This is a genomic window from Hyunsoonleella jejuensis (assembly GCF_900111025.1).
Classification (GTDB): domain Bacteria; phylum Bacteroidota; class Bacteroidia; order Flavobacteriales; family Flavobacteriaceae; genus Jejuia; species Jejuia jejuensis.
Genome location: NZ_FOFN01000001.1, coordinates 266,358 through 288,724 on the forward strand (window position 1 = coordinate 266,358; position 22,367 = coordinate 288,724).

17 protein-coding genes are annotated in these 22,367 nt (G+C 34.9%); 3 read left to right on the forward strand and 14 right to left on the reverse strand.

All coding sequences use genetic code 11. From position 1 onward, the window contains the following. Positions 1 to 252: 252 nt before the first annotated feature. On the reverse strand, positions 253 to 1,926 hold the full coding sequence (locus BMY39_RS01165; RefSeq protein ID WP_092577500.1) for an ABC transporter ATP-binding protein: 1,674 nt from the start codon (positions 1,924 to 1,926) through the stop codon (positions 253 to 255). A gap of 208 nt (positions 1,927 to 2,134) precedes the next feature. Here BMY39_RS01165 and BMY39_RS15180 point away from each other — a divergent pair, with 208 nt between their 5' ends. Next, positions 2,135 to 7,762: an immunoglobulin-like domain-containing protein gene (locus BMY39_RS15180; protein WP_245738121.1), complete on the forward strand. Its 5,628-nt coding sequence runs from the start codon at positions 2,135 to 2,137 to the stop codon at positions 7,760 to 7,762. A 50-nt stretch (positions 7,763 to 7,812) separates the two neighbouring features. Here BMY39_RS15180 and BMY39_RS01190 read toward each other — a convergent pair whose 3' ends face one another. The 13 genes from BMY39_RS01190 to hemA form a co-directional block, all read right to left on the reverse strand. Further along, positions 7,813 to 8,526, reverse strand: coding sequence for a 3'-5' exonuclease (locus tag BMY39_RS01190; protein ID WP_092574369.1), 714 nt, complete (start codon positions 8,524 to 8,526; stop codon positions 7,813 to 7,815). After that, positions 8,516 to 9,673 (reverse strand): serine hydrolase domain-containing protein, encoded by a 1,158-nt coding sequence (locus BMY39_RS01195; protein WP_092574374.1) that lies wholly within the window; start codon positions 9,671 to 9,673, stop codon positions 8,516 to 8,518. The genes BMY39_RS01190 and BMY39_RS01195 overlap by 11 nt, the downstream gene beginning before the upstream one ends. A 50-nt stretch (positions 9,674 to 9,723) precedes the next feature. Beyond that, on the reverse strand, positions 9,724 to 10,197 hold the full coding sequence (locus BMY39_RS01200) for a methylated-DNA--[protein]-cysteine S-methyltransferase (RefSeq protein ID WP_092574376.1): 474 nt from the start codon (positions 10,195 to 10,197) through the stop codon (positions 9,724 to 9,726). Further along, positions 10,197 to 11,282 carry a CNNM domain-containing protein gene (locus tag BMY39_RS01205; RefSeq protein WP_092574378.1) on the reverse strand — a complete coding sequence of 362 codons (1,086 nt, stop codon included), beginning with the start codon at positions 11,280 to 11,282 and terminating at the stop codon, positions 10,197 to 10,199. The genes BMY39_RS01200 and BMY39_RS01205 overlap by 1 nt, the downstream gene beginning before the upstream one ends. A 25-nt stretch (positions 11,283 to 11,307) precedes the next feature. Continuing rightward, on the reverse strand, positions 11,308 to 12,297 hold the full coding sequence (hemB, locus tag BMY39_RS01210) for a porphobilinogen synthase (RefSeq protein ID WP_092574380.1): 990 nt from the start codon (positions 12,295 to 12,297) through the stop codon (positions 11,308 to 11,310). A gap of 27 nt (positions 12,298 to 12,324) precedes the next feature. Then, positions 12,325 to 13,254, reverse strand: a complete 930-nt coding sequence (gene hemF / locus BMY39_RS15185) for an oxygen-dependent coproporphyrinogen oxidase (RefSeq protein WP_245738190.1) — start codon at positions 13,252 to 13,254, stop codon at positions 12,325 to 12,327. 687 nt (positions 13,255 to 13,941) lie between these two features. Continuing rightward, positions 13,942 to 14,484, reverse strand: coding sequence for a GNAT family N-acetyltransferase (locus tag BMY39_RS01220; protein WP_092574383.1), 543 nt, complete (start codon positions 14,482 to 14,484; stop codon positions 13,942 to 13,944). Beyond that, on the reverse strand, positions 14,474 to 15,232 hold the full coding sequence (locus BMY39_RS01225) for an EI24 domain-containing protein (RefSeq protein ID WP_092574385.1): 759 nt from the start codon (positions 15,230 to 15,232) through the stop codon (positions 14,474 to 14,476). The genes BMY39_RS01220 and BMY39_RS01225 overlap by 11 nt, the downstream gene beginning before the upstream one ends. 3 nt (positions 15,233 to 15,235) lie before the next feature. Beyond that, positions 15,236 to 16,594 carry a TrkH family potassium uptake protein gene (locus tag BMY39_RS01230; RefSeq protein ID WP_092574387.1) on the reverse strand — a complete coding sequence of 453 codons (1,359 nt, stop codon included), beginning with the start codon at positions 16,592 to 16,594 and terminating at the stop codon, positions 15,236 to 15,238. A gap of 4 nt (positions 16,595 to 16,598) precedes the next feature. Further along, on the reverse strand, positions 16,599 to 17,621 hold the full coding sequence (gene hemE / locus BMY39_RS01235) for a uroporphyrinogen decarboxylase (protein ID WP_092574389.1): 1,023 nt from the start codon (positions 17,619 to 17,621) through the stop codon (positions 16,599 to 16,601). Between the two features lie 44 nt (positions 17,622 to 17,665). Next, on the reverse strand, positions 17,666 to 18,022 hold the full coding sequence (locus BMY39_RS01240; protein WP_092574391.1) for a four helix bundle protein: 357 nt from the start codon (positions 18,020 to 18,022) through the stop codon (positions 17,666 to 17,668). Between the two features lie 88 nt (positions 18,023 to 18,110). Further along, positions 18,111 to 19,685 (reverse strand): hydroxymethylbilane synthase, encoded by a 1,575-nt coding sequence (gene hemC / locus BMY39_RS01245; protein WP_092574393.1) that lies wholly within the window; start codon positions 19,683 to 19,685, stop codon positions 18,111 to 18,113. Beyond that, positions 19,678 to 20,943: a glutamyl-tRNA reductase gene (gene hemA / locus BMY39_RS01250; RefSeq protein ID WP_092574395.1), complete on the reverse strand. Its 1,266-nt coding sequence runs from the start codon at positions 20,941 to 20,943 to the stop codon at positions 19,678 to 19,680. The genes hemC and hemA overlap by 8 nt, the downstream gene beginning before the upstream one ends. Positions 20,944 to 21,135: 192 nt before the next feature. On the opposite strand from hemA, the gene BMY39_RS01255 reads away from it, so the two are divergent. Both BMY39_RS01255 and BMY39_RS15005 read left to right on the forward strand, forming a co-directional pair. Beyond that, positions 21,136 to 22,032, forward strand: a complete 897-nt coding sequence (locus BMY39_RS01255; protein WP_092574397.1) for an AraC family transcriptional regulator — start codon at positions 21,136 to 21,138, stop codon at positions 22,030 to 22,032. A gap of 51 nt (positions 22,033 to 22,083) precedes the next feature. Next, positions 22,084 to 22,239, forward strand: coding sequence for a hypothetical protein (locus BMY39_RS15005; protein ID WP_177176516.1), 156 nt, complete (start codon positions 22,084 to 22,086; stop codon positions 22,237 to 22,239). Positions 22,240 to 22,367 lie beyond the last annotated feature (128 nt).

A 22,367-nucleotide genomic window follows, 5' to 3' on the forward strand; every position in this document is an offset into this window, starting at 1 on the left:
TATAAAAATAGATTTTCCCCAAATCTATCATAAACTTAAAAAACTTATAGATATGGCACCAAATCTACCTGAACAACCTACAAGAAAGGAGAGTAAAATTAAGGAAACTTTAAACGAGCAAATACGATTTGTAAAAGGGTTTCTTTACCTTACAAAAAAAATATTTATGCTTTAGTCATTAACTGTAAAGCATAAATATTCTATAAAAATCCTTGCTCTAGTTTTTTAAAAACTTTTGCAAGGTTTTTTGGTTTATACTCCTTTTGGAATGGCGTCAATCAATTTTTTGGTGTATGCTTTTTTGGGTTTGGCATATATATCGTCGGCATCACCTAGTTCCTCTATTTGTCCTTTATTCATTACTAAAAGTTGATCTGCCATATACTTTACAACTGCCAAATCGTGAGATATAAAAATATATGTAAATCCAAAATCTGCTTTTAACTCATTTAATAAATTCAATACCTGTGCCTGTACGGATATATCTAAAGCAGAAACAGACTCGTCGCAAACAATTAATTTTGGTTGAAGCGCAATAGTTCTGGCAATACCAATACGTTGGCGTTGTCCGCCAGAAAACTCATGAGGATATCTATTGAAATGGACTTTGGATAAGCCTACACGTTGTAAAATTTCTAACACTTTTTCTTGACGTTCTTCATCTGAATTAAAAAGCTGATGTACTTTCATGGGTTCCATGATAGCTTTTCCTATTGGTATTCTTGGGTTTAGAGATGCAAACGGGTCTTGAAAAATAATTTGAATATCTTTTCTCAATTTCCGAGTATCAATTGCCGATAATTTAGTGATGTCAACACCCTGATACAAAATAGTTCCGGAAGTAGCTTTATCTAATTGCAATATGGCATTTCCAAGTGTTGATTTACCGCAGCCTGATTCTCCAACCAAACCTAAGGTTTCACCTTCATAAAGTTTAAAACTTACGCCATTTACTGCTTTAAACATTTTAGGCTTAGAAAACCATCCTGATTTTGAAATATATGTTTTCTCTACATTATGCACTTCTAACAATGGAGGCTTACTATACAACACAGCATGCGCTTTTTTCCTTTCTTCCGAAGTTATGATTTCAGACTTAGGTTTTTTGTTTAAAAAATCTTGAATTGTTGGTAATACTTTAAGTCGCTCATTAAGAGAGGGACGGGAATTTATTAGCGCTTTTGTATAATTATTTTTTGGGTTTTTAAAAATGCGCTCTACATTTCCCTGTTCCACAATTTCACCTTTATACATTACTAACACTCTATCTGCAATTTCAGAGATTAAAGCCAAATCATGTGATATAAAAATAATGCTCATTTTAGTATCCTCCTGCAGTTCTTTTAGTAAGCCAATAATTTCATTTTGAACTGTCACGTCCAAGGCCGTTGTTGGTTCATCAGCAATTAAAACATCTGGCTTACAGGCAATAGCCATAGCAATCATTACCCGTTGCTTTTGTCCACCAGAAATTTCATGTGGGTAAGAGGAAAACACACGCGCGATATTAGGCAGCTTCACCTTATCAAATAAGGATAAGGTTTCGTTCTTAGCTTCAGTATTTGAAAGATTAGTGTGCTGTAATAGAATTTCTTGTACCTGTTTCCCACAGGTCATAGATGGATTTAACGAACTCATTGGTTCTTGAAAAATCATCGCTATTTTATGCCCTCTAATATTTTGAAGCCCTTTATTTGAAAGTTGTGTTAAATCCAAGCCATTAAAAGAAATACTACCAGTTGGAATAGTAGCAATACCTTTTGGAAGCAATCCTAAAATAGCCAAAGATGACACCGATTTTCCAGAACCGGATTCACCAACAATACCAAGAATTTCATTTTTTTTAAGGTGATATGAAATGTTGTGTATCACTTCATTTCCTTTAAAGGCAATAGAAAGATTATTTATTGATAAAATGGAATTCATTAAAAAGCTTATGGCTACAATCCCAAAGATACTCATTTGAGTCATCACGGTGCAATGTAGAATAAAATTTAAACGTAAGTTTTTTCTTCAGTATAAATAAGGATAACCCATAAATTACACATTCATCTGAAAATCAACAAATAAAGTCAGGGTTTTCTGAAATAAAAATACTATTTTCATCACCTATTAACCTTGTTAACCAACCCAAATGAAAAAGATTGCTTTTACCCTCGTGGTAGTCTTCAATGTTTTGTTTACTTTTTCTCAACAAAACCAAAGTCCAAAAAGAATATCAATTGCTAACCCTTCGCAAAACACCCTTCAAAAAATTCAAAAAGCAGGTATAGACTTATCCTGTGGCCCAAGATTTATTAATAATAATTTAGAAATGGAGCTGGGATATGAAGAACTACAAGCTTTAAAGAAAAATGGCATATCCTATCAAGTGCTCATCAATAATCTAACAAAGTATTATAGCGATAGAAATACTTTTGATTTACCGATTGCTAAAAATGAATTAAGAAGCTTAAAGAAAAAACCAAAGAAACAATTTGACGGTTCTACATCAACCCAAAAAAGTTTAAGCCTTCAAAATATTTTGGTTGGTAACCCAACACAACATGATGAGTGTAGCGAAATCAATTGGCCAGTTCCTTCAAACTTTCAATTGGGAAGTATGGGAGGCTGCTTAACAGTTAGTGAAGCTCTGGCCCAGTTAGATTTAATGCGCAGCTTATATCCCAATATTATTTCAGTTAAAACAGATGCTTCCCCTACAGGACAAACTACTCACGGGAATTCAACTGGAAGCACTACATGGCCAGGACAGACAGTTTATTATGTTAGGATTTCTGATAATCCAGATATTGACGAACCATCAGAACCTGAAACACTAATTACAGGAATGACGCACTCGAGAGAAGTGAATAGTTTAATGAATGTAATGTACTTCATGTGGTATATCCTTGAAAATTATAATAGTGATCCTTTTATAAAAAATGTTGTTGATAACCAAGAACTATACTTCATTCCTATTGTTAATCCTGATGGTTTGAGATGGAACGAGGTAATTGCTCCTAATGGAGGCGGTTTGCAACGTAAAAATTTAAGACCTGGAGTTGCAGATAACGGTTCAACTGGAACCTCAAATAACGTTAGAGGAGTAGATTTAAATAGAAATTTCAATTACTATTGGGGTTGGGATGATGCAGGCTCATCTCCAACATCTAGCAGTAACACCTACAGAGGACCTTCTGCAGGTTCTGAACCAGAAACACAAATATTACAAGATTTCGTGCTAAATCATGACATAAAAGTAGCTGTTAACCATCATGGTGGACTAAACTCAATAGTAACGTCATCCTACAATGGTAGTGTTTCAGCAGCCGATTCTGGCAGAGAAGATGAATATGCTAAAATATGTCATGATTTAACCCACTACAACAGATATATTTATGGATCTGCTCCAAACACGTTATATGAAGCTAACGGAGACACAAATGATTGGATGCTTGGAGGTTCACCCGTATCATCGGGTGGACAAACTAGTTCTGGTTCAGGAAAGGATGTTTTAGCATTTGCTCCCGAAAATGGAGATGATTTTTGGCCTGCTCCTTCTCAAATTACACCTATTGCACAAAGAGCATTACGAATGAATTTTCTTTCCGTATTATATTCTGGAAAATTTGCCAAACTTCATGACTTAAACTTAAGTACTATTTCTTCCACTTCCGGAAATTTAACGTTTGGTGTTGAATACTTAGGAAAAACGTACGATGATATAACACTAAGCGTAACTCCTGTTTCTTCAAATATAACCTCTATCAGCTCCCCTTCAACCCAATCTGGATGGACAAAACTAGAACAAAGAAACTTAAGTGTGCCATATACTCTTGATCCCGGTATTCTACCTAATGATGAAATAGAATTTCAGGTAACTTTGAGTAATAATGAATTTGTACTTTATCAGGCTAACTATGTTAAATATTATCAGGCTAACGTATTATTTTCTGATAATCCTGATGTTACCGGTACTTCTAACTGGACGACCTCAGGAGGCAGTTGGGGAACAACTTCAGATGCTTATTCTGGTTCTACAGCTATTACAGATTCTCCATCAGGCTCATACAATAACAATGAAAATAAATCCATAACCTTAAATTCAACTATTGACTTATCAGGAACTTCACAGGTGTTAGTTCAATATTATGCAAAATGGGATTTAGAACGTAATTATGATTTAGTACAAATTGAGGCTAGTACAAATAGTGGTGGCAGTTGGACAGCTCTTTGTGGCAATTACAATAAACCTGCTGCTGGATTTGATACCAATTTTCATTTAAACAAAAATACCTCAACCTTTAGAAACCATCAATCCGCCAATGGAGATATAATTTATGACGGAGATACCATGGATAAATGGGTGATGGAAGAAATTTATATTAATGCTACAGAAAACACGTTTCTGCTAGGGCAAAACAATGTACAATTTCGTTTTAGATTAAAAAGTGATAGCCTAAACAGAGAAGATGACCTAACCACTACTTTTGATGGCTTCATTTTTGATGATTTTAAGATAATAAGTATTCAAACACCTTGTGTTTTATCAGTTCCTGCAGCGGTTGCAATAAACAGTATAGCGGAAGCTTCAGCTGCTATTTCATGGGATCTTATTCCATCTGCGACATACGATTTAAGATATCGCGAAGTTGGTTCTCAAAACTGGACAGATGTAAACGGATTATCTACCCCGAATTATGATATCACAGGTTTAACAAACGTAACTGATTACGAAGTGCAAGTACGTTCAAACTGTAGCACTAATAGTTCAGCTTATTCTAGCGTAATTACATTCACCACTTTAGATGTTCAATTAAATTATTGCGCCTCTGCAAGCACCAATGTAAACGACGAGTTTATTAGTAGAGTACAACTAAATACGATAAATAATACCTCTGGAGCCCAATTTTATTCAGATTTCACTAATATTTCTACATCATTAGAAAAGGGTACTCAGTATACTATTACAATCACCCCAACTTGGACTGGACAGGTATATACTGAAGCTTACTCTGTTTGGATAGATTACAATAGAGATGGAGATTTTGAGGATGCAGGGGAACAAGTCTTTACCCAAAGTCCTACTAATGCCTCAAGTGTTAGTGGAAGTTTTACTGTTCCTGCAAGTGCGGTGGAAAATTCAACAAGAATGCGTGTATCTATGCAGTATAATGCTATACCAACTTCTTGTCAAACCTTCCAATTTGGTGAGGTAGAAGATTATACAATAATCGTTGAAGGTGCTGGTCCAGATGTTACACCACCTGTTATTACCTTAAATGGAGCATCACCCGTAAGCGTTACAATCGGAGGAACATATTCAGAAGAAGGCGCTACTGCAACAGATAATATAGATGGAGATATTTCGGCAAACATAGTTGTTGGTGGAGATACTATTGATGTTAACACATTAGGAAGCTACACTATAACGTATGATGTGAGCGATGCAGCAGGAAATGCAGCAACACAAGTAACTAGGACTGTAAATGTAGTAGAAGCTGTTCCTGGATGTTCTGGAGGTATTGCCGTATTTCCGTACACACAAGGTTTTGAAGGCTCTATTGGGGATTGGAGTCAATCTTCAGCTGATGACTTAGATTGGTTGGTAAATTCAAATAATACACCATCTAATAACACAGGACCTTCTGGAGCAGTTCAAGGGAGTAGTTATATTTATGTAGAAGCATCAGGAAACAATACAGGATACCCAAACAAAAGAGCCATTATTAATTCACCTTGTTTTGATTTGTCAAATGCAACAGGAGCAGATTTTTCATTTCAGTACCATATGTTTGGAGCTGCTGATATGGGAACAATCGATTTGGAAATTAGTAATGATGATGGTGCTTCTTGGATTAGTATTTGGAATCAATCTGGAAATCAAGGCAATTCATGGTTTGTAGTTAATTTAGACTTGAGCACCTATGCAGGTGGAAGCATCCAACTTAGATTTAATCGATTCGTTGGAAGTACATGGCAAGCAGATATTGCCATAGATGATATAAACTTAACAACTATTGAAGAAGATACTATAGCTCCGGTGATTACATTAATAGGCGCTTCGAGCATAGATCTAGATGTTGGAGGCACCTATAACGAACAGGGAGCTACCGCAACCGATAACATTGATGGCGATATCTCTGCAAGTATCGTAATTGGTGGTGATGTCGTGGATACTAATATTGCAGGTACATATATGGTTACCTATAACGTTAGCGATGCCGCTGGAAATGCTGCAACGCAGGTAACACGAACCGTAAACGTTATTCCGGATACCACCGCGCCAGTGATTACCTTAATAGGCGCTTCGAGCATAGATCTAGATGTTGGAGGTACGTATAATGAACAAGGCGCTACCGCATCCGATAACATTGATGGCAATATCTCTGCAAGTATCGTAATTGGTGGTGATGTCGTGGATACTAATATTGCCGGCACCTATGTGGTTACCTATAATGTAAGCGATGCCGCTGGAAATGCTGCAACACAAGTAACACGAACCGTAAACGTTATTCCGGATACCACCGCGCCAGTGATTACCTTAATAGGCGCTTCGAGCATAGATCTAGATGTTGGAGGTACATATACCGAACAGGGCGCTACCGCAACCGATAACATTGATGGCGATATCTCTGCAAGCATTGTAATTGGTGGTGATGTCGTGGATACTAATATTGCAGGTACCTTTATTGTTACCTATAACGTTAGCGATGCCGCTGGAAATGCTGCAACACAAGTTACACGAACCGTAAACGTTATTCCGGATACTACAGCTCCGGTGATTGCCTTAATAGGTGCTTCAAGCATAGATCTAAATGTAGGAGGTACATATACCGAACAGGGCGCTACCGCAACCGATAACATTGATGGCGATATCTCTGCAAGTATCGTAATTGGTGGTGATGTCGTGGATACTAATATTGCAGGTACATATATGGTTACCTATAACGTTAGCGATGCCGCTGGAAATGCTGCAACGCAGGTTGCTCGAACTATAAATGTAAATGCCATTCCAACAGATGTTGTACTCCATCAAGGTTTCTTTGAAACAGGACTTGACGGCTGGACAGACGGAGGAAGTGATTGTGCACGACGTCAGGACACAAGGTCTTATGAAGGAATTTATTCAGTAAGAATACGGGATAATTCTGGTACAGCTTCAGCAATGACATATTCAAATGTTGATATAACAGGATTCGCAGAAGTGCAGGTTAACTTTTATTTCTATGTGGTTAGTATGGAAAATAATGAAGACTTTTGGTTGCGTTACTATAATGGATCGTCTTGGACTACTATAGAAACATGGGCTAGAGGTATAGATATCAACAATGACACGTTTTACAATGCTACCGTTGTGATTCCTGCTTCTGTTTACAATTTTGCTTCTAATTCAGGGTTTAGATTCCAATGTGATGCATCAGGTAATAACGACCAGATTTTTATTGATCAGGTAACAATTACCGGGTTGTCTTCAGCAAGTGGAAGTAATAATACCTTAACTAACTTAGGAGGAACTACCAAAACAGGTACCGATAAATATTTTGATGAAGAAGAGGAATTCATAGTTTATCCAAATCCGGTTAAAGGTATTGAACTTAATGTATTTGTACCTGGAACAGATATCTTTGACTTCAAGATTATAAATATGCTAGGACAAATAGTAGCAGAAGGAAAATCTGAAGGCAAGATTATGGTTGATAGAATAGAAAGTGGCGTCTATATCATAGAAGTTAATGATGGTGATGAATTAATGACCAAGCGCTTTATTAAGGAATAATTAATAGCAATTATTACAAAAAAAGTCCAGATTTAAAATCTGGACTTTTTTTATATATGAATAATTTCATCTTCATTTAATAAGTCATCTCCTCTTAGCCTCAGAAATATCTGCGCTACAGCAATAGTATCTTTTTCGCAATAGGTAATAATTCTATCAATATTACCTTCCTCATAATACACACTATAAACTTCGCTGCCATCAATATCATCTTTAGGCGATGGAATGCCTAAAACGTTAGTTAATAATTTTAAGGAGGTATACGTTTTATAATCACCAAACTTCCAAAGCTCTAGTGTATCTAGATGTGGAACTTCCCATGGCTTTTTACCAAAAAGGTTCAATTTATATGGCAGTTCGATATTATGGATAATCATACGGCGGGCGATATATGGAAAGTCAAATTCCTTGCCATTATGTGCGCACAATAGGTGTTTGTTTTGACTAAAATGTGTGATTAGCAGATTTTTAAAGTCTTTTAGAATTGTAATTTCGTCACCATAAAATGAGGTGCCTCTAAACATGCGTCGCTGTCCTTGAAAATTAAAATACCCTACCGAAATACATATAATTTTTCCAAATTCTGCCCAAATTCCAGCTCTATCGTAAAACTCTTCAGGTGTAAATTCGTCTTTTCTTTGATATTGCGATTTACTCTCCCAAAGCGACTGCTTTACTTCATCTAACTCAGAAAAATATCGGGTTTCTGGGACCGTTTCAATATCTAAAAATAATATGTCTTCAAGATTAAGTTTACGAATCATTATGCATCATTTTATAAGCTTCTTCAATATAAATATCAACGTCAGACTGAAATTCTCCAACGTACGATTGAGGCACTCGTTTATGGCCCAACCGAACAATAATTACATTATCTTTTCTATTAACGATTACCAACTGGCCTAAATGCCCTCGCATTACAAAAAAATCGTTCCCTTTTGAGTTATAAAGCCACATCCCATATCCATATTCTGGACTTTCAGGAAAACGTGGTTTTATGGATGTTTCAATAAAAGTAGAATCCAACAATTCCTTATCTTTCCATTTACCATGGTCTTTATAAAGCTTTCCTAATCGCGCAAAATCTTTGGCATTACTAGCTATACAGCAATAGGCTTTTACCAAATCGTTTTCCTCACTATCTATTTGCCAAAGCGCCTCGTTTTCTGAACCTAAAGGTTTCCAGAGCTTATCTTCTAAATACTTATAAAGTTTTTGGCCTGTTGCCTTTTCTATAACTAATGCTAACAATTGTGTGTCTCCACTAGCATATTTAAACCGTTGCCCCGGCTCGTCGACAACCTTTAGCCCAAGCATTACTTTTTTTAAATCATCATCAAAGTAAGCTCTAGTGGTAATTGACAATGGTGAGTAGTAAGCTTCGTCCCAATTGGTACCTGAGGCCATAGAAGATAAATCTCCTACCGTCATTTTTTTTGCTTTTCCTTCACAAAATTCTGGTAGAAAATCACAAACAGGCTGATTTAAACTCTTTATATACCCTTCCATAATGGCTTTTCCTAACATGGCAGACACATAGCTTTTTGCCATGGAAAAAGAATTGGATTTAGAATTTTCATCAAAACCATCATAATAGTTTTCAAACCAAATACTATCGTTTTTAATTATAACATAAGCAATGGTGCCATATTCATTATTTACTTCTTTTAAAGCTTCGGTTTCAGAAACGATATTATAATTTTTATGATTTGGCCATGGCTGAGGTGTAGCATTTTCAATTAGTTGATTATCGAAATACTGGTAGTCTTCTAAATAAGCAGTTGTGTGCCCCTTTAAATATATAGTTCTTACGGCTTTGATGAGGTAATCTGTATCAGTGATGTATAATATGATAATTAGCGCAACAATAAATATGAGTACCCATTTAAGAATTTTTCTTAAGAATTTCATTATGTAAAATTAAACGTACATAAATATAGGAATTAAAGTTGAACCTACGCTTAAAATAAAGATTGCTGTTTATAAGGGCTCTCAAGCTCTAACAACCATTGTTTTCTATGAATTCCGCCTGCATATCCCATTAAACTACCATCACTCCCAATCACGCGATGGCAAGGCACTACAATCCATAACGGATTTTTACCATTGGCATTGGCCACAGCTCTAATAGCCTTTATATCTCCGTATTGTTGTGCCAACTCCAGATACGAGATGGTTTTACCATATGGTATCGTTTTAATTATGTCCCAAATTTTATTTTGAAAATCAGTACCTATTGGATTTAATTTTAGATGGAATACTTTTCGGGTACCATCAAAATATTCATTTAATTGTATGACGCAATCTTCGAGTATCTCAGGAATGACGTCTGTAATTTTTTCTTCGGAATTTAAAATGGAAACAGAAGAAATCCCATTTGCATCACCAATAATTTTGGTATAACCCAAGGGGGAGTTGATGATGCACTCTTCCATTATTTTGTAGGCTTATCCTCTTCTAAAATACCTAATTTTTTAGCACGTGCTTCCCAACTTTTTCTTGCTAAACTTTGAAGATCTGAAACGTTATCGCTTTCATCCATAATCTCTAAACCTAATAAGGTTTCAATCACGTCTTCCATAGTAACCAAACCACTTACAGAACCATATTCATCAACAACAAGCGCCATATGATTTCTACTTTCTACCAATTTTTCAAATAAGGTTGGAATAGGTAAATTTCTGCTAACAACAATAATATTTCGTTTTAATTCAGACAGCTTTTTGGAGTTATTATCCAAAGCCATTTCCTTAAAAATTTCATCTTTAAGAACAAGCCCCGTAATATTATCTGTATCGTCTGTATAAACAGGAATTCTGGAAAAACGAAGGTTTAAATTACGTTTAAAAAAATCCTCAACCGTTGTGTCTTCATTTTCAGTTTTCATTACCGTTCTGGGTGTCATCACATCTTTGGCAAAAATTTCTTTAAACGTCAATAAGTTTTTAATAATCTTACTTTCGTTTTCTTGAAATACACCTTCTTCATGTGCAATTTCAGTCATTGCCATAAAGCCTTCTCTACTCAAAACACTACCATGCCCCTTACCGCCAATGAGTTTTGTCGTTAATTGGAGTAACCATAAAATCCCTGTCCATTTCAAAGGAAAAATTAAAATTATCAATGTTTTTGAAGCAAAATTTGCCAATCCTTTCCAATAGGTTGCTCCAATAGTTTTAGGTATAATTTCAGAGGCAACCAAAATTAAAAACGTCATAATTGCAGAAACTACGCCAACCGTATTTATGCCCCAAAGTTCAATTTTATAAGGTAAACTTTCAGCTTCAATACCTACCATCATAGCACCTAAAGTGTGCGCAATTGTATTTAGTGTAAGTATGGCAATTAGCGGTTTATCTACGTCTTTTTTTAATTCTTCTAAAGTGGTTGCATAATCTTTACCTTCCTGTTTTTTAACATTAATAAATGTTGGCGTTACGCTTAATAGAACAGCCTCAAGGATAGAACATAAAAAAGAAAAGAAAATGGAGATTGTTGCCCAAAAAATTAGTGCACTCATTGAATATGTTTTAGTTAAGGCTAATTTACGAAATCAATTTTACAACATCCTTAGCAAAGTAAGAAGCAATAATATCCGCGCCAGCACGCTTAAAGGCAGTTGTGGTTTCTAGCATAATTTGGTCGTGGTCTAGCCAGCCTTTTTCAGCAGCAGCTTTTATCATAGCATATTCACCAGATACTTGATATACGGCTACTGGCACATCAACTTCATTCTTAATTTCACGAAGAATATCTAAATAGGAAATTCCAGGTTTTACCATCACAATATCTGCACCTTCATCAATATCCATTTCAGTTTCTTTAATGGCTTCAAAACGGTTACCATAATCCATTTGATAGCTTTTTTTATCTTTTGGAATATCTTGGATATCTACAGGAGCAGAATCTAAAGCATCACGAAAAGGACCATAAAAAGCCGATGCATATTTAGCCGAATAACTCATAATGCCTGTGTTTATAAAACCTTCATCTTCCAGAGCTTCACGAATGGTTAAAATACGACCATCCATCATGTCACTTGGTGCCACAAAATCAGCTCCGGCTTGGGCGTGTGATAAACTCATTTCTGCTAAAACCTCAGCAGTTTCATCGTTGATGATTTGTCCATTTTCAATGATGCCGTCATGTCCATAAGCCGAATATGGGTCTAGAGCAACATCAGTCATTACTAGCATTTCTGGGCACACGTTTTTAACTGTTTTAATGGCGCGTTGCATCAGCCCGTTTGGATTTAACGCTTCAGTACCTTTATTGTCTTTTAAGTTGTCAGGTACTTTAACAAAAAGTAACACCGATTTTAAACCTAGTTTCCAAAGTTCTTTTACTTCGGCTTCCAATAAATCTAAACTGTAACGAAAGTAATTTGGCATTGATGGAATTTCATCTTTTACGCCCTTACCTTCTACAACAAAAAGAGGTACTAAAAAATCGTTTGGTGTTATAATGGTTTCACGAACTAAAGCGCGAATAGCTTCGTTGGTTCTTAATCTTCTATTTCTTCTAAGTGGATACATTGCGTAAATGTTTATTTGTTAATACGTTTATTTGTTAACCCAATCAACAGGATTTTGTAAAACGGCTATTAATTTTTCTTCATCACTCCCAGTTTCTGGGTGGTGGTCGTACACCCATTGTACATGCGGCGGTAAACTCATTAGAATACTTTCTATACGACCGTTGGTTTTCAATCCAAATAATGTGCCTTTGTCATGTACTAAATTGAATTCTACATAACGTCCGCGACGGATTTCTTGCCAGTCGCGTTGTGCTTCGGTATATGGCAATGCTTTTCGTTTTTCAACAATAGGCACATATGCCTCTAAGAAACTATCGCCCACTTCGGTTACAAAGTTATACCAATTTTCCATTGTCATGGTTTCTGAAGCTTTACAATAATCGAAAAATAGTCCGCCTATGCCTCTGCCTTCGTTACGGTGAGCATTGTAAAAGTATTCATCACAACGTTTTTTATACATTGGATAAAACTCCGGATTGTGTTTGTCACAAGCAGTTTTACAGATTTGATGAAAGTGTTTAGCATCTTCTTCAAACAGATAATAAGGTGTTAAATCTTGTCCGCCACCAAACCATTGGGCTATAATTTCTCTTGGCTCACCTGCCCTGAGCGGAGTCGAAGGGTACATTTCAAAATAACGCCAATTTGCATGAACGGTTGGCACCATTGGATTTTTTGGATGTAACACCAAACTCAGTCCACAGGCAAAAAAATCAACATCACCTACTTTAAAATACGCTTGCATAGATTTTGGAAGTTTCCCATGAACACCTGAAATATTTACACCACCTTTTTCAAAAACGTTACCGTTTTCAATCACGCGAGTACGCCCACCGCCGCCTTCTGGTCGTTTCCAAATATCTTCTTGAAATTTAGCTTTTCCATCAATGTCTTCCAGTTTAGAAGTAATGCGGTCTTGCAATTCTTGGATGTATTGGTAGAATTTATCTTTCATTGATTGATTGTCTTTCAAACCTACAAGTTCTTTGAGACCTTTCAGGTTAAGTGAAGAATTAGAGTTTTCATGACCTGCAAGGTTTTCAAAACCTTGCAGGTCTTCTTTATGCGCGTATTGAAAATTATCAATATCTTCAAATAAGCCTAAGATATATTCTTTTTCTTTAGCTACTGTGTTTTCTAAATAAGAATGAAAAGAAGTGAATTCATAGTTTTCAAAATTTTCAACTAACCCATGATTTTCGGGGTTTTTATGAACATAGATAATTAAATTTTTCAGGTAATTTTCATCTTGTATTTTTTTTCTTTTGAAGTGTTTTTCAAAGAGGCTTCCAGTTCTATTTTGTTGTTTATTATAAGCTTTAGCGTAAGCATTAAAGAGATTTGAAAATGATTGGATTGCTAATGATTCTTCCGAAATAATTTTTACAACTAGATGAAAATGATTGTTCATCAAACAATATGCAATAATATCAACTTTATTATTTAAATGTTTTTCAATCAATTTTAAGAAATAAAACATATTATCTTCATTCTGAAAAATAATATCGCTATTAATTCCTCGATTAAAAATATGATAATAATGATCTTTTTCTAATATTTCGAGGTTCATTTTAATCTTTAGATTTAGACCTACAAGGTTTTTAAAACCTCGCAGGTCTTATTAAGCTTATAGGTTAAATATTTACTCAATCTCTTTATACAATTCATACAAATCCATATCCAACGGCGCTTCTCCTAGAGGTGTATGTTCGTTTTTTAATGTCTTAATGTATGTGAAATTACAATTATCGGCAACTTTTACACTGCCTATATTACTTTTGTGTACAATAATTTGAAGTGTTTCTATGCCTAAATTTTCAAAAGCATATTCTGATAGTTGCTGAATAGCCTCCGTCATGATGCCTTTGCCTTCTACATTATAATCAATACAATAGGCAAACTCACCCTTTTTTTTAGTCCAATCTAGCGCTTTTATATAAATTAAACCGACTAACTTATTCGATTCATTTTTCTTAATAGTAAATAGAAATTCTGCTTTAGTGTTGAATTGTTTTACTTTCTTTTGAACAAAAATATTCGATAAATCTGGGGTTAAATTTTGCTCTAAAGTTTTAGGGAAATAACGCTTTAAACGGTCTTCATTGGCTACAACAAGGTTGCAGATGTGCCATGCGTCTCTTAATTCTATTGGTGATATGTAATACGACCCTAAACTAAGCTGCATGTACAGGTTTGTTTTTAAGTTCTAAGGCTTCTACTGTTCGTGTAGAAGCAGCAGTTACTGACAAGGGTAAAACTAAAATAACACCAATAACCGGAATTAATAAAAATAGAATAAACACAATACCATTGCCAATGGCTAAACCACGATGTTTACGCACAAATTGCAGGCTTTCTTTATATTGAAAATGACGTTCTAATGTATAATCCATATTACCAAAACCTGCATAATAGGCTTGTACCATAAACAACAAAACGGTTGAAAATATATTGACAATAGGAATGAACTTTAAAAGTAAAATAGGAATAGTAAGTAATAATTCCATTAATAAGTTTCTACCATTAATGCGGATACCACGCCAAAGTTGTTGCATAAAGGTAGTGTCTCTATGTGAATGCGGTGGGTTTCCTGTAAAGTGAGCTTCAATTTTTTCTGAAACGGGACTCATAAAAGGCGCTGATAATGCCATTATGATGTGTTTAAAGAGAATAAGACCGATAACTATAATAATAAGTCCGCCTATAAAATTACTAATAGACGAAAAGGCGTCCTTACCCCAATCCCAAATCCAAATTTTTGAAATGAAGCCACCTATATTATCTGATAATCCATAAGCTGATCCAAAAATAATAATCGCTGTTACAAAACTAATAAGCATAGGAATAGCAAAATACTTCCAGAGTTTTAATTTTGAAATTAAACTGAAAGCACCGAAGTATGCTTTAATTCCAGAAATGATGTTTTTTATCATAGTCTAAACCGCTATATCATCCTTTAAAAACGAAGTTTCATTCTCGTCTTTTGTACTTCTAGACCAAATAGCCAAACCAAAAGTTAATACACCTAATCTCCCTATAAACATTAATACAATTATAACAATTTTACCAAATGTATTAATGTCTCCAGTAATGCCTGTGCTGATTCCTACTGTTCCTAAGGCTGAAGCTACTTCAAATAATATGTTTTCAAATTTAAAATCGTTTGTAATGGTAATCAAAAATGTACCAATTAAAATAATAACTGTATAAAAAATAAAGGCTGATGTGGCAATATATAGCCTTTCAAACGGAATTATTCTCCCTAAGAATGTTATGTTTTTACTGCCCGTTAACTGACTTTTCATTATAGCGAATACAGCGGTTAATGTTGTTATTTTTATACCTCCAGCAGTTCCTGAAGGTGATGCACCTATATACATTAAAAAGATACAAATAAGCATCATAGCTTGTGTAAACAAACCAAAATCTACAGTGTTAAATCCAACCGTTGTCATTGCTGTCATAGTTTGAAAAAATGCGCCTAAGAAACGTGATGAACCCGATAGCTCTGAAATAGTAGGCTCAAAGAAATAAAAGAATGTTGTTCCGAAAGTTAGCAGTATTAAAAAACCGTACAGAATAATTTTGGTTGTAAAACTAAGTTCGTGTGCTTTCTTCTTTATCCATAAACCAAAGTCGGTAATCACAATAAACCCTAAAGAACCACAAATAGCAAGCATGGATATAATGAAATTGATGAAATGGTCATCAACATAATCCATAAAGCTATTGTTGAACAAGCTAAAACCAGCGGTACAAAACGTACTCACACTATGAAATACTGAAGACCAAACAGCTTCCCAAAGTGGCATACCATTACTTTTAAAAGCTATAAAAAATAGAATTGCTCCGATAAGTTCCATAATTAAAGTAAAGAGAATTACGGATTTTATAAAGTCGTTAATCTTTATGGTTTTTGGTAATGTAAATTCTGTAGAAAGAATTTTTTTGTGCCATAGGGTCATTTTTCTGGTGGTAGATAGCAACATAAATGTAGTAAAGGTTAAGTAACCAATACCACCAAGTTGAATCAAAATCATGATAATTAGCTGACCAAAAAAATTGTAAGTATCAAAAATTGAAACCGTCACTAATCCCGTTGTTGAGACAGCCGAAGTTGAAATAAATAAGTGATCTAAAATAGAGGCATTTCCTTTTTGAAAAATCGGCAGGCATAGTAGAATGAAACCTAAAATAATATATGTTGAAAACCCATAAAACAAATTTTGTTGTGGTGTCCAACCCTTTTTTAATAAGGCATATTTTTTAGCAAGCTGCTGAAATTTATTAGGCATGACTCTACATATTATACTCTTTTACAGCATCAATAAACGCCTTGGCATTGTCTAAGCCAATGTTAGGTAAAATACCATGGCCAAGGTTTACGATATATTTGTCTTTACCAAATTCGTTAATCATTTGGTGTACCATTTTTTTGATTTCAGCAGGCGGAGAAAACAGACGGGTAGGATCAAAATTGCCCTGCAATGTAATATTGCCTCCTGTTAAATAACGTGCGTTTTTTGGAGAACAGGTCCAGTCTACTCCTAAAGCTGAAGCACCAGATTTTGCCATTTCGCCGAGTGCAAACCAGCAGCCTTTTCCGAAAGCGATAACAGGTGCGTCGTCCTTTAAAGCATCAATAATTTGCTGGATATACTGCCACGAAAATTCTTGATAATCAACCGGAGACAGCATCCCTCCCCAAGAATCGAACACCTGAACAGCGTTACAACCTGCTTTTACTTTTTCCTTTAAATAAGCAATAGTTGTATCAGTAATTTTTTGTAATAATTGGTGTGCTGCAACTGGGTTTGTAAAACAAAACTCTTTGGCTTTATCGAAGTTTTTACTGCCTTGTCCTTGCACACAATAGCATAAAATAGTCCAAGGTGAACCTGCAAAACCTATCAACGGGATTTCATCATTAAGCTTTTCTTTAGTTGCTTTTATAGCTTGATACACGTAATCTAATTCTACAGTAACGTCTGGCACAATAACATTATCCACATCTTTTTGAGAGCGCACAGGGTTTGGCAAATACGGTCCAAAATTAGGTTTCATTTGTACCTCAATATTCATCGCTTGTGGAATCACTAATATATCACTGAATAGGATTGCAGCATCCATACCATAACGTCGTATTGGCTGCACGGTAATTTCACTGGCTAATTCTGGCGTTTGGCAACGTGTAAAGAAATCGTATTTTGCCTTTATTTCCATGAATTCTGGCAAGTAACGACCTGCTTGACGCATCATCCATACTGGTGGGCGGTCTACAGTTTCTCCTTTTAATGCTCTTAAAAATAAGTCGTTCTTCATAACTGGCTTTTGGCTGTTAGCCTTTAGCTTTTAGCTCAAGGTTATCAGCTATTTTTGATTTTATTTATTAAACTATTTATCATTCTTGCTTCTTTTTGTATTAAAGTAAAAATGGTTTCGAGTTTATTTACTGTTATAAAATTTAATTCTTGTGCGATAACTAATTGTGTTTCAACTTCAAATAAAGAACCTATTGCAATTTCTAAAAATCGTTTAAATTCAATATCACTATTTCTACTGCAACCTTCTGCAATATTTGATGGAATAGAAACTACTGCTCTTGTTATTTGACTTCTTAAACCAAACTTTTCTTCGGAAGGCAATTCATCAGATAGTTGATAAACTTGTTTTACAAGTTCAATGCCGTTTTTCCAAATGTCTAGTTTTCTAAAGTCTCTCATGTTTTCTAGCTTTTGGCTATTGACCTCCAGCTATTAGCTTTTTTCGTAATCGCGATGCTAACAGCTAAGAGCTAATGGCTAAAAGCCATCACACGTAATGTTCATTAACCAACTCAATTACACTCTCCACAGTTGGTACCTTTGCAATCCTAACATCCTTAAAGTGCTTTTTAGCTTCTTTCGCTGTGGTTTCACCAATACAAAAAGCAATCACTTCGCATTTATTACTGCGTACAAAACTTTCTACCGTTGAGGGACTGTAAAACATAGCGCCTTCAACAGTGTCATCAACTTTGTGTCCATCATATTTTGTTTGGTAGGCTTCTACCTCGTTTACCGTGATATTGTTGTCACTTAAAATTGTCGGCAAAGCATCTAATCTAATATCACTGCAAAAATAAGTTACTGCTGTACCTTCAATATATTCTACTAAATATTCGGCCAGTTTTTTAGCATTCTTTTCAGAGTGTTTAACCTTACCTATTTTCTTTTCTATAAGGCGTTTTGTTCTACGACCTACACAGTATATATTTTTGAATTGTAACTCTACCGCTGAATAGTTTGTCACCAAAGCTTCAACAGCATTTTTACTGGTAATAATCACATTTTCTATTTCAGATTTTAAGATTTGTGGCCGAATACGATTCAAACTTATCTTAATGAAATCATCACTTTTAGAGGTAACCTTTTCATGAAATAGTTTTCTCTGATCTTCAGTTAACTTTTTAGTAGAAAACACATTGGTTACTCTGTGCGAGTATTTAATATCATCCATTAAGCGTTTGCCGCCACGTTCGATAATATAATCTGCACAAAATACAGCTAAGTCCTCATGTTTACCTAAAGGTTCAGTACGTTCTATTTGTATTTTTTTAGAACCATCTTTACTTAAAAGGACACCTTTAAAATTGACTTCCTCATTTTTAATATAAGCCAAAGCCCCTATAGGTGCTGTACATCCACCTTCTAATCGGTTTAAAAACTTGCGTTCTATGGTTGTGCAAATTTCGGTTTCCTCATGGTTAAGTGGCGCACAAGCTTCTTTTGTAAAATCATCTTCTTCTAACGCCGTAATCATAATGGCACCTTGGGCTGGTGCAGGAATCATCCAGTCCAAATTAATGGCCTCTTCTGGTCTAACACCAATTCTGCCAATACCTGCAGCGGCGAAAATAGCACCATTCCAATTGCTATCTTGAAGTTTTTGCAAACGGGAATTAACGTTACCACGTAAATCTGTAATAGTGTGCGTTGGATATCTGTTGAGCCATTGTGCTTTTCTACGTAAACTACCCGTAGCAATTACTGCATCTTTTGCACTTAAAAACTCTTCATTATCCTTAAACACCAGAGTATCATTTACATTACCGCGTTTTAAAACGGCGGCCTGAATAATACCTTTTGGCAAAACTGTTGGTACGTCTTTTAGTGAGTGTACCGCAATATCGATATCATGATTTAACATGGCAATATCTAAAGTGCGCGTAAAAATACCGGTAATGCCTAATTCGTACAGCGGTTTATCCAGCACTAAATCACCAGTAGATTTCACGGGGACCAATTCGGTTTGATGGCCTTCTTTTTCGAGTAAACTTTGTACAATTTTGGCTTGCCACAGTGCTAATTCACTGTCGCGCGTACCAATTCTAATGGTTTTAGACATTTGTTTTCTGAGGTTCTTCTAATTGGAACACTTTTTTAATAAGTTCCAAGCTATCATCGGTAGAAACAGCATCATCCTTTAAATGATGTGCAAAATGATTCGTGATTTTTTGAATGATTTTATTGCTGATTAATTCGGCTTGAGCCTCATTAAAATCGCTTAACTTTTTCCGTTGCGTATCTAATTCTGCAGCTGCAAAACCATTAAGTTTATGCTTCAATGCTTTTATTGTGGGTGCAAACTTTCTAGTTTCTAGCCAATTATTAAATTCTCCTTTCACCTCTTCAATAATAGCCTCTGCTACAGGAATATCTTCTTTTCGCTTTTCTAAAGTCTCATCGGTAATTTTAGAAAGATGGTCTAAATGCACCAACGAAACATTGTCTAATTCCTGAACGTTTTCATTTACATTCTTTGGAATAGATAAATCTAGAATTAAAAGTGGTTTTTTTGTTTGAATGATGTACTTGTCAATTGTAGGGCGATGTGCTCCAGTAGCTACAATCAAGATATCTGATTTTCCGATTTCTTCCTGTAGATTCGCATAATCCTTTACAATTAAATTAAATTTTCCAGCAATACGCTCTGCTCTGTCTTTAGTTCTATTTATTAAGGTAATATGCTCGTTTTCTGTATGTTTTACTAGATTTTCACACGTGTTTCGCCCTATTTTCCCAGTTCCAAATAATAAAATATCTTTATTGGAAATATCTTCAACATTATTAAAAATATACTGCACCGAAGCAAAAGATACTGATGTTGCCCCAGAAGATATATTTGTTTCAGTTTTAATACGTTTACTTGCTTGAATCACTGCATTTATCAAACGTTCGGAAAAGTGGTTTAATAAGTTGTAAGATCTAGATAGTTTACTACTTGCTTTAAGTTGACTAATAATTTCAAAATCACCTAAAATTTGACTATCTAACCCAGAGCCAACACGAAACATATGGGCTATGGCTTCTTTGTTTTTATAAATGTAAGCTACATCCCTAAATTCTTCAACTGTTCCGCTTGTATTATCGCAAAGCAATTCAATAAGTTGGTAAGGGTGTTGTGAAAAACCATAAATTTCAGTACGGTTGCAGGTAGACGTAACAATTAAGCTCTCAATGCCATTTTCTTTAGCTTGACGCAATAACGCATGCTTAGCGTCTTCGTCTAAACTAAAACGACCTCTAATATCGGCATCCGCTTTTTTATAACTTAAGCCAATGGCGTAAAAAGAACTACTTCTGCTAATATTATACTGATGCATTGCTATACCCAAAAATTACCACACAAAAGTAGAGCGATTGATAATAAAAAAATAACGCTAGAAGAACTTTTAATATCGTTTGTGGTTTTTTAAGCCTTTTTCTATTAAAAATATGATATTTGTCATATTTTTGCAGTGTATTTGCGTGTTTCGAATGCTTTAATTTAGAATAAATCTAAATAAAACGAAAAAATGACTGGTCAAAATCATATAAAAAGTGTCGCTAAAAGTACTTTTGAAGAAACAAAGGTAGATGAAGGGTTTTTAATATTAATGTTTAAAAACGAAAAAAGTGTCGCGCAAAGTGTTGCAAAAGAAATAGATAGCTCCTTTATTCAATTTCATTTTTGCATTAAGGGTGGCACTAGGTTTGTTTTTAACCAAGGACGCTATAGCTTAAATATTAGCGAAGAAAACTCGTTATTATTATATAACCCCCAGCGCGAATTACCTGTAAATCTTGAGGTAGAGCCTAATTCTTGGATAGTATCCATATTAATATCCATTCAGAAGTTCCATGGACTATTCTCGCAAGAAGCCGATTACATTTCGTTCTTAAATTCTGAAAACAAAGACAAAAAATATTATAAAGATGGTGTAATTACACCGTCTATGGCTATTGTTTTAAATCAATTAATCAATTACAGCTTAAACTCATCCATAAAACAATTGTATTTTAAAGGAAAAGCGTACGAGTTATTAAGCTTGTACTTTAATAGAAGTGAAGACGCCGATATTGAACAGTGTCCGTTTTTAGTAGATGAAGGCAGCGTTACCAAGATTAGAAAAGCAAAAGATATTATTGTATCTAGAATGGCGGAACCCCCAACGTTGCAGGAACTGGCCGACGAAATAGGTTTGAATATTAAAAAATTAAAAGAAGGCTTTAAACAAATTTATGGCGATTCGGTATTTAGTTTTTTATTTGACTATAAAATGGAAGTGGCTCGTAAATTACTAGAATCTGGCACACACAATGTTAACGAAGTAGGCCATAAAGTTGGTTATAGTACATCCAGTCATTTTATTGCAGCATTTAAAAAAAAGTATGGTACAACGCCTAAAAAATACGTGATGTCGCTAAATTAAAAATATTAATATTTATATTTTATTTTTGACTATACCCCAAAACTAGTAATTATGAAGTTTTTATCCCCAGAAATAGAAGCACTCTCAAAACAATTTATAGAAGGTAAATCGCTAGCCAGAACTAACGTGTCTTGTGGTATTTTTCAAGATTGCGACCCTTCCGAAGATCGCCCTAAGCTAAAACACCTGCAAAATATAAAAAGCTAACGGTAGGTCTTTTAAAAATTTCCAGCTATTTAAAAACACAAAAGCATTACGCTTTCAGAATACTTTAATAGATTTTATCAATTAGCGATGATTTAATTCATTCTATTTTGTGGATTATCTATCGTATT

Excerpts from the sequence above, each read along its gene's own strand:
- BMY39_RS01165 (WP_092577500.1), bottom strand. The coding sequence starts at position 1,926 with ATGAATTCCATTTTATCAATAAATAATCTTTCTATTGCCTTTAAAGGA.
- BMY39_RS15180 (WP_245738121.1), top strand. The coding sequence starts at position 2,135 with ATGAAAAAGATTGCTTTTACCCTCGTGGTAGTCTTCAATGTTTTGTTT.
- BMY39_RS01190 (WP_092574369.1), bottom strand. The coding sequence starts at position 8,526 with ATGATTCGTAAACTTAATCTTGAAGACATATTATTTTTAGATATTGAA.
- BMY39_RS01195 (WP_092574374.1), bottom strand. The coding sequence starts at position 9,673 with ATGAAATTCTTAAGAAAAATTCTTAAATGGGTACTCATATTTATTGTT.
- BMY39_RS01200 (WP_092574376.1), bottom strand. The coding sequence starts at position 10,197 with ATGGAAGAGTGCATCATCAACTCCCCCTTGGGTTATACCAAAATTATT.
- BMY39_RS01205 (WP_092574378.1), bottom strand. The coding sequence starts at position 11,282 with ATGAGTGCACTAATTTTTTGGGCAACAATCTCCATTTTCTTTTCTTTT.
- hemB (WP_092574380.1), bottom strand. The coding sequence starts at position 12,297 with ATGTATCCACTTAGAAGAAATAGAAGATTAAGAACCAACGAAGCTATT.
- hemF (WP_245738190.1), bottom strand. The coding sequence starts at position 13,254 with ATGAAAGATAAATTCTACCAATACATCCAAGAATTGCAAGACCGCATT.
- BMY39_RS01220 (WP_092574383.1), bottom strand. The coding sequence starts at position 14,484 with ATGCAGCTTAGTTTAGGGTCGTATTACATATCACCAATAGAATTAAGA.
- BMY39_RS01225 (WP_092574385.1), bottom strand. The coding sequence starts at position 15,232 with ATGATAAAAAACATCATTTCTGGAATTAAAGCATACTTCGGTGCTTTC.
- BMY39_RS01230 (WP_092574387.1), bottom strand. The coding sequence starts at position 16,594 with ATGCCTAATAAATTTCAGCAGCTTGCTAAAAAATATGCCTTATTAAAA.
- hemE (WP_092574389.1), bottom strand. The coding sequence starts at position 17,621 with ATGAAGAACGACTTATTTTTAAGAGCATTAAAAGGAGAAACTGTAGAC.
- BMY39_RS01240 (WP_092574391.1), bottom strand. The coding sequence starts at position 18,022 with ATGAGAGACTTTAGAAAACTAGACATTTGGAAAAACGGCATTGAACTT.
- hemC (WP_092574393.1), bottom strand. The coding sequence starts at position 19,685 with ATGTCTAAAACCATTAGAATTGGTACGCGCGACAGTGAATTAGCACTG.
- hemA (WP_092574395.1), bottom strand. The coding sequence starts at position 20,943 with ATGCATCAGTATAATATTAGCAGAAGTAGTTCTTTTTACGCCATTGGC.
- BMY39_RS01255 (WP_092574397.1), top strand. The coding sequence starts at position 21,136 with ATGACTGGTCAAAATCATATAAAAAGTGTCGCTAAAAGTACTTTTGAA.
- BMY39_RS15005 (WP_177176516.1), top strand. The coding sequence starts at position 22,084 with ATGAAGTTTTTATCCCCAGAAATAGAAGCACTCTCAAAACAATTTATA.